At 71.6% G+C, this 7,216-nt stretch carries 8 protein-coding genes; 4 read left to right on the forward strand and 4 right to left on the reverse strand.

From position 1 onward, the window contains the following. The 4 genes from tilS to folE form a co-directional block, all read left to right on the forward strand. Nucleotides 1–745 (forward strand): tRNA lysidine(34) synthetase TilS (gene tilS, locus G3I42_RS06750; protein ID WP_164283317.1); only part of this gene is annotated, 745 nt, incomplete at its 5' end. Nucleotides 746–799: 54 nt separating this feature from the next. Then, nucleotides 800–1,360: a hypoxanthine phosphoribosyltransferase gene (gene hpt / locus G3I42_RS06755; RefSeq protein WP_007823758.1), complete on the forward strand. Its 561-nt coding sequence runs from the start codon at nucleotides 800–802 to the stop codon at nucleotides 1,358–1,360. A 255-nt stretch (nucleotides 1,361–1,615) separates the two neighbouring features. Then, the gene (gene ftsH, locus G3I42_RS06760; protein WP_164283319.1) at nucleotides 1,616–3,667 is read left to right on the forward strand and encodes an ATP-dependent zinc metalloprotease FtsH; all 2,052 of its coding nucleotides are present in this window, start codon (nucleotides 1,616–1,618) and stop codon (nucleotides 3,665–3,667) included. Nucleotides 3,668–3,812: 145 nt separating this feature from the next. After that, nucleotides 3,813–4,418, forward strand: a complete 606-nt coding sequence (gene folE / locus G3I42_RS06765; protein ID WP_007823756.1) for a GTP cyclohydrolase I FolE — start codon at nucleotides 3,813–3,815, stop codon at nucleotides 4,416–4,418. Nucleotides 4,419–4,552: 134 nt separating this feature from the next. Here the strand turns inward: folE and G3I42_RS06770 are convergent, their stop codons facing one another. The 4 genes from G3I42_RS06770 to G3I42_RS06785 form a co-directional block, all read right to left on the reverse strand. Then, complete coding sequence (locus tag G3I42_RS06770) at nucleotides 4,553–5,035, reverse strand: DUF3180 domain-containing protein (protein WP_164283321.1); 483 nt, start codon at nucleotides 5,033–5,035, stop codon at nucleotides 4,553–4,555. 71 nt (nucleotides 5,036–5,106) lie between these two features. Next, entirely contained in the window at nucleotides 5,107–5,715 is a 609-nt protein-coding gene (folK, locus tag G3I42_RS06775) for a 2-amino-4-hydroxy-6-hydroxymethyldihydropteridine diphosphokinase (RefSeq protein WP_164283323.1), read from the reverse strand. After that, the gene (folB, locus tag G3I42_RS06780) at nucleotides 5,712–6,071 is read right to left on the reverse strand and encodes a dihydroneopterin aldolase (RefSeq protein WP_164283325.1); all 360 of its coding nucleotides are present in this window, start codon (nucleotides 6,069–6,071) and stop codon (nucleotides 5,712–5,714) included. Before folB ends, folK begins: the two co-directional genes overlap by 4 nt. Before the next feature lie 510 nt (nucleotides 6,072–6,581). Next, a complete protein-coding gene (locus G3I42_RS06785) occupies nucleotides 6,582–7,094 on the reverse strand; it encodes a nuclear transport factor 2 family protein (RefSeq protein ID WP_164283327.1) in 513 nt (170 codons plus the stop codon). Between the last annotated feature and the right edge of the window lie 122 nt (nucleotides 7,095–7,216).

Raw genomic sequence — 7,216 nt, forward strand, 5'->3', positions numbered from 1 at the left:
CACCGCCCTGCGGCTGACCCCCGTCGAGGCCGTCGCCGTCGACGTGGGCCGCGCCGGCGGACCCGAGGCCGCCGCCCGCGAGGCCAGGTACGCGGCACTCGACGCCGTCGCCGAACGGCACGGCGCCGCCGCGATCCTCCTCGGCCACACCCGCGACGACCAGGCCGAGACCGTCCTCCTCGGCCTCGCCCGCGGCTCCGGCACCCGCTCCCTGTCCGGCATGGCCGAGACCTCCGGGCCCGGCGGCCGCTACCGCCGTCCCTTCCTGCGCATCGACCGGCAGACGGCCCGCAAGGCGTGCATGGTCCAGTCGCTGCCCGTGTGGGACGACCCGCACAACACCGACCCCGCCTACACCCGCTCCCGGCTGCGCCACGAGGGCCTGCCCGCGCTGGAGAAGTCCCTCGGCAAGGGCGTCGTCGAAGCCCTCGCCCGTACCGCCCAGCTCTCCCGCGACGACGCCGACGCACTCGACGCCTGGGCCGCCCGCGCCGCCGGGACCGTCCGCGACGCACACGGCGCACTCGACTGCGCCGGGCTCTACGCGCTGCCCGCCGCCGTCCGCCGCCGCGTCCTGCGCTCCGCGCTCCTCGACGCGGGCGCCCCCGGCGGAGCGCTCTTCGCCGCGCACATCGAGGAGGTGGACCGCCTCATCACCGCCTGGCGCGGGCAGCGGGCCCTCAACCTCCCCGGGAAGGTCGAGGCCAGGCGGCTAGGTGGCAGACTGGTCATCCGGCAAGGCTGAGGCACGCGCCCACGGGCGGGCGCGCCGCCGCCCCCGGTACGACAGACGAAAGTGATGCGCGTGGACGCGAAAGACATGGGCTCCGACCTCCAGTCGGTCCTCCTCACCAAGGAAGAGATCGACGCGAAGCTCGCCGAGCTGGCCGCCAAGATCGACGCGGAGTACGCGGGCAAGGACCTCCTCCTGGTCGGAGTCCTCAAGGGCGCGGTGATGGTCATGGCCGACCTCGCCCGCACCCTGTCCACCCCGGCCACGATGGACTGGATGGCCGTCTCGTCCTACGGGGCGGGCACCCAGTCCTCCGGCGTGGTGCGCATCCTCAAGGACCTCGACACCGACATCAAGGGCCGCCACGTCCTGATCGTCGAGGACATCATCGACTCCGGGCTCACCCTGTCGTGGCTGCTCACCAACCTCGGCTCGCGCGAGCCCGCCTCGCTGGAGGTGTGCACGCTGCTGCGCAAGCCCGATGCCGCGAAGGTCGCGATCGACGTGAAGTGGACGGGCTTCGACATCCCCAACGAGTTCGTCGTCGGCTACGGGCTCGACTACGCGGAGAAGTACCGCAACCTGCCCTTCGTCGGCACCCTCGCACCCCACGTCTACGGAGGCTGACACCCCCGCGCCCGCACGGCGGCGCCGCGCGCACGGGTCACCGGGGCCCGCGCGGGAGCGCCCGGCCGAGGGCGCGTCACACTCCGCGGGCCGCCCCGGGAACCCGTACGCCTCCTCCTCCGTTGGACGAGGCGTAACCAGGTTCCCCAGCACTCCCCTGCGTCTTCGGGTGACAATGCTGGGGTACCGTCCGAAGAACAGTCTTTATCTCACTCACTATGGCAGGAGGGACGGGGCGCATCCCGCTCCGTGTGGATGGACGTGAAGCGATACTTCCGTGGGCCGGTCATGTGGATCGTGCTGGCCGTCCTCGCCGTGGTCGTGTTGATGCAGTTCGTCGGTTCGTCCGGCGGCTACAAGACGGTGGACACCGGTCAGGTCGTCAAGGCGATCGACCAGGACAAGGCGAAGGCGGTCAAGCTCAGCACCGGCGATGACCACATCATCAAGGTCGAGCTGAAGAAGGACCAGAAGGTCAAGGGGAGCAGCAAGATCCAGGCGAGCTACATCGGTGACCAGGGCACCGACCTCGCCGCCAAGCTCCAGGACAAGTACCAGGACAACAAGATCCCCGACGGCTACACCGTCCAGCCGTCGAAGCAGAGCCCGTTCCTCAGCATCCTCTTCTCGTTGCTGCCGATCATCGTCATCGTCCTCATCTTCCTGTTCCTCATGAACCAGATGCAGGGCGGCGGCTCCCGCGTCATGCAGTTCGGGAAGTCCAAGGCGAAGCTCCTGACGAAGGACACCCCGAAGACGACCTTCGCGGACGTCGCCGGCTCCGACGAGGCCGTCGAGGAACTCCAGGAGATCAAGGAATTCCTCCAGGAACCGGCGAAGTTCCAGGCCGTCGGCGCCAAGATCCCCAAGGGCGTCCTGCTCTACGGCCCTCCCGGCACGGGCAAGACCCTCCTCGCCCGCGCGGTGGCCGGTGAGGCCGGGGTGCCGTTCTACTCGATCTCCGGCTCCGACTTCGTCGAGATGTTCGTCGGTGTCGGTGCCTCCCGCGTGCGCGACCTCTTCGAGCAGGCCAAGGCGAACGCCCCGGCGATCGTCTTCGTCGACGAGATCGACGCGGTCGGCCGGCACCGCGGCGCGGGCCTCGGCGGCGGCCACGACGAGCGCGAGCAGACCCTCAACCAGCTCCTCGTCGAGATGGACGGCTTCGACGTGAAGGGCGGCGTCATCCTGATCGCCGCCACGAACCGGCCCGACATCCTCGACCCGGCGCTCCTGCGCCCGGGCCGCTTCGACCGGCAGATCGCCGTCGACCGCCCCGACATGCAGGGCCGGCTGGAAATCCTCAAGGTGCACGTGCAGGGCAAGCCCGTCGCCGAAGGCGTCGACCTCGCCGCCGTCGCCCGGCGCACCCCGGGCTTCACCGGCGCCGACCTCGCCAACGTGCTCAACGAGGCCGCGCTCCTCACCGCGCGCAGCGACAAGAAGCTCATCGACAACAGCATGCTCGACGAGGCCATCGACCGCGTCGTCGCGGGCCCGCAGAAGCGCACCCGCATCATGTCGGACAAGGAGAAGAAGATCACCGCGTACCACGAGGGCGGACACGCCCTGGTCGCGGCGGCCTCCCCGAACTCCGACCCGGTGCACAAGATCACCATCCTGTCCCGCGGGCGCGCCCTCGGCTACACGATGGTGCTCCCGGACGAGGACAAGTACTCGACCACGCGCAACGAGATGCTCGACCAGCTCGCCTACATGCTGGGCGGCCGGGCCGCGGAGGAACTCGTCTTCCACGACCCGACCACCGGCGCGGCGAACGACATCGAGAAGGCCACCGGCACCGCTCGCGCCATGGTCACCCAGTACGGGATGACCGAGCGGCTCGGCGCGATCAAGTTCGGCGGCGACAACTCGGAGCCCTTCCTGGGCCGTGAGATGGGCCACCAGCGCGACTACTCGGAAGAGGTCGCGGCGCTCGTCGACGAAGAGGTCAAGAAGCTCATCGAGACCGCGCACAACGAGGCGTGGGAAATCCTCGTCGAGAACCGGGACGTCCTCGACAACCTGGTCCTCGAACTCCTGGAGAAGGAAACGCTCGGCAAGGAGGAGATCGCCGAGATCTTCGCCCCGATCGTGAAGCGCCCGGCCCGCCCGGCGTGGACCGGATCGTCCCGCCGGACGCCCTCGACCAGGCCTCCGGTGCTCTCGCCGAAGGAACTCCAGCTCACGCACGGCGCCCATGGCGCCGTGGGCGCCAACGGCACCCAGCCGAGCCAGGTCTCCGTCGACAAGACGCCGCAGGCCGAGCAGCCCGAGTCCTCCCCGGAGGACCGCGGCGACAGCTGAGCGAGCCGGACCGGGCCGAGCCCCGGCCGGGCCCGGAATGAAGCCCGTCCCCACCAGGTTTTAGCCTGGAGGGGGCGGGTTTTCCCGTATCCCCAGATCCGGGCACCGGCCCCGGGCGGCGGCACGGCAACGGAACGAGGCAGACATGACCGACCCGGTGACCCTGGACGGCGAGGGCACGATCGGTGCCTTCGACGAGAAGCGGGCCGAGAACGCCGTCCGCGAACTCCTCCTCGCCGTCGGCGAGGACCCCGACCGCGAGGGGCTGCGCGAGACCCCGGGCCGGGTCGCCCGCGCCTACAAGGAGATCTTCGCCGGGCTGTGGCAGGAGCCGGAGGACGTGCTCACCACGACCTTCGACCTCGGGCACGACGAGATGGTCCTCGTGAAGGACATCGAGGTGCAGAGCACCTGCGAACACCACCTTGTGCCCTTCGTCGGCGTCGCCCACGTCGGCTACATCCCCGCCTCGGACGGCAAGATCACCGGGCTCTCCAAGCTCGCCCGCCTCGTCGACGTCTACGCCCGCCGCCCCCAGGTGCAGGAACGTCTCACCACGCAGGTCGCCGAAGCGCTCATGCGGATACTGGAGCCGCGCGGCGTCATCGTCGTCATCGAGTGCGAGCACCTGTGCATGTCGATGCGGGGCGTGCGCAAGCCCGGCGCGAAGACACTCACCTCGGCCGTACGGGGACAGCTGCGCGACCCGGCGACGCGCGCCGAGGCGATGAGCCTGATCATGGCGCGGTGAGCCTGATCACGGCGCGCTGAGCTGTTCGCGGCGCGCTGAGCTGTTCGCGGCGGTCTGTTCGCGCCGAGTTGTTCGCGCCGGTCTTTTCGCGGTGAGCTGTGCGCGCCGACCCGTTGGTGCTGGGCGCGGCCCGGTCAGGTCGCCGGGTGCGGGGTGTCGTCGTCGTGGTCCTCGGGGAGCTTGCAGACGTGCTCCAGGAAGAAGGCGACGGCGACGACGGCCGCGCCCGCGAGCACCGTGAGACCGGCGTAGAGGGCCTGTTCGCGGCGGGCCGGGTCGTCGAGGCGCGTCAGCAGGAAGACGCCCGTACCGCCGTAGAGCCCGGCGACGACGGCGGCGACGAGGGCGCTCGCCTGGCCGAGGACGACGGCGCGCGCCGCCTGGAGCGGGTTGACGCCCTCGGCGCCCTGCCTGCGCTCGCGCTGGGCGCGGAGCCGGGAACGTATCGACAGGGCCGTGGCGAGGAGCAGCGCGGCGAGCGCGAAGAAGACGACGGGCGCGGCGACGGGCACGGAGGGCAGCTGACCGTACGCGTCCCAGAGCCTGGCCCCGGCCCAGGCGAGCACCCCGGCCACGAGGAAGATCCCGGCGAGCACCCGGAGGCGGAGCTTCTGCACCTGTCTGTCGTCCCTTCGTCCGCTCACGGGCCCCGTGGCCCGTCCGCGAGCGCCCCTCCCGACCCTAACGGCTATTCGGGGACGATCAGTTCCAGGTCCCGGCGGGGAGTGACGCCCTCGTCGCCGACCGCCGCGAGCAGGTCACCGACCGTGCCGCGGCCGGGCAGGCTCGCGTCGGGCTCGATGTCGGCCCAGGGCGCGAGGACGAAGGCGCGTTCGTGGGCGCGCGGGTGCGGCAGCGTGAGCACCGGGTCGTCCGAGACGACATCCGCGTACGTGACGATGTCCACGTCGAGCGTGCGCGGCCCCCAGCGCTCGGCGCGCTCGCGGTGGAACGCCTCCTCGACCGCGTGCGCGCGCTCCAGGAGGGAGGAGGGGGGCAGGGTCGTGCGGATGGAGACGACGGCGTTGAAGTAGGAGGGCTGGCTGCCCGGCTCGACGCCCCAGGGCTCGGTCTCGTAGACGGGCGAGACGGCCTTGACGCGCAGGCCGGGGGTGTCCTCCAGCGCGTCGATCGCGCCCTGGAGGTTCTCCAGACGGTTCCCGAGGTTCGAGCCGAGGGCGACGACGGCGCGGTGCGGGTTGGAGAGCGTGGTGTCGGCGGCGTCCACCTGGGCGACGACGGACGCCGGCACCGGCTGGACGGTGGGGTCCCCGTGGACGTGGTCGCGTGCGGTCATGCTCGGCTCCGGGTGATGGTGACGGTCACGTCGTCGAAGGGGACCGTGATGGGTGCTTGGGGTTTGTGGACGACGACCTCGACCTCGCGCACGGCGGCGTGCCGCAGGCAGGTGTGCGCGATGCGCTCGGCGAGGGTCTCGATGAGGTCCACCGGTTCGCCCTCGACGACGGCGACGACCTCCTCGGCGACCACTCCGTAGTGCACCGTCCGCTCCAGGTCGTCCCCGGCCGCGGCGGGACGCGTGTCCAGGCCGAGGCTCAGGTCGATCACGAAGGTCTGGCCCTGCTCGCGTTCCTCGGGGAAGACACCGTGGTGCCCCCGGGCGCGCAGGCCGCGCAGCGCGACACGATCCACGTACTCACTCCAGCGGTCGTCGGTCCCCGGGGGTTCCCCCGGACGGCGCGGGCGGCGCCGTCCGGCACGGCGGGGCCGCGTTCGAATGCTTCTGGCGTATTCGAATCTACCCGCGCGGGCTGACAGGGGGCGTGGAAGGGGGGTGGGGGGATTCGGCGGGGGTGAGGGTGGGGGTGGGGGTGGGGCGGGCGAGGAGTGGGGTGGAGGTGCGGGGTGGGCTTGGGGGCGGTGGGGGTGGGCTTGCGGTGCGGTGGGAGTGGGACTGCTGGGGGGCCGGGGGCCGGGGGGCCTGGGGCCCTGGGGGGCCATGGGGGCGTGCTCGGGGCAGTTCAGCGCAGCCCCCGCCCTCCCAGGGGGGCTCCCCGACATCAAGTCTTCCAGGGTTTCGGGCGCCCCCCGCACCACTCCGCGCAATCTGTGGATAACTCCGCCCAAGTCAAAAATTCGCTCACTCCTTGGAGTGAGCGAATTTTTCGCCCGGAGCGGGCCGCCGTCGAGGTCCGGTACGGTTCAGGCCGGCGTCGCGTCCCCCGGTCCGCGGGACTCCTCGTCGGGGCCCTCCTCCTCGTCGTCGTCCCTGGTCAGGACGGGCGAGGCGTGGTGCGACCACAGGCGCCAGCCCGCGGCCGTGCGGCGGAAGAGGTTCGTCGCCACGACGAGCTGACCCAGGAGCGGGCCCGGGCCCTCCTCGTCCTCGGGGGCCGGGGCGCCCGACAGGATGTTCTCCGTACAGGTCAGCAGCGCCGTCTGGCCGTGCACCGTGACCGCGACGTCGGTCAGGAAGAACTGGATGTACTCGGTGTTCGCCATGATCACCGCGTAGCTGCGCAGCACCTCGCCGCGCCCGCTGAGCACCGGCCACCCCGGGTGCACGCACACGAGGTCGGAGCCGTCCCCGTCGTTGACGTCGTCCGTCGTGTCCAGCCACAGCCCGGCGAGGGCGTCGAAGTCGCCGGCCTCCATCGCCGCGTAGTACGCGACGTTCGCCTGCTCGACCTCCTCGGCCGCCGTGCGGGCGCTCACCGGGCGGCCTCGACGGCGCGCGCGACGCGTACGGCGTCCGCGCTCGCCCGTACCTCGTGCACCCGTACGCCCCAGGCGCCCGCGGCGGCCGAGAGCGCCGAGACGGCGGCGGTCGCCGCGTC

The sequence above is a fragment of the Streptomyces sp. SID11385 genome (assembly GCF_010548245.1).
Taxonomy (GTDB): domain Bacteria; phylum Actinomycetota; class Actinomycetes; order Streptomycetales; family Streptomycetaceae; genus Streptomyces.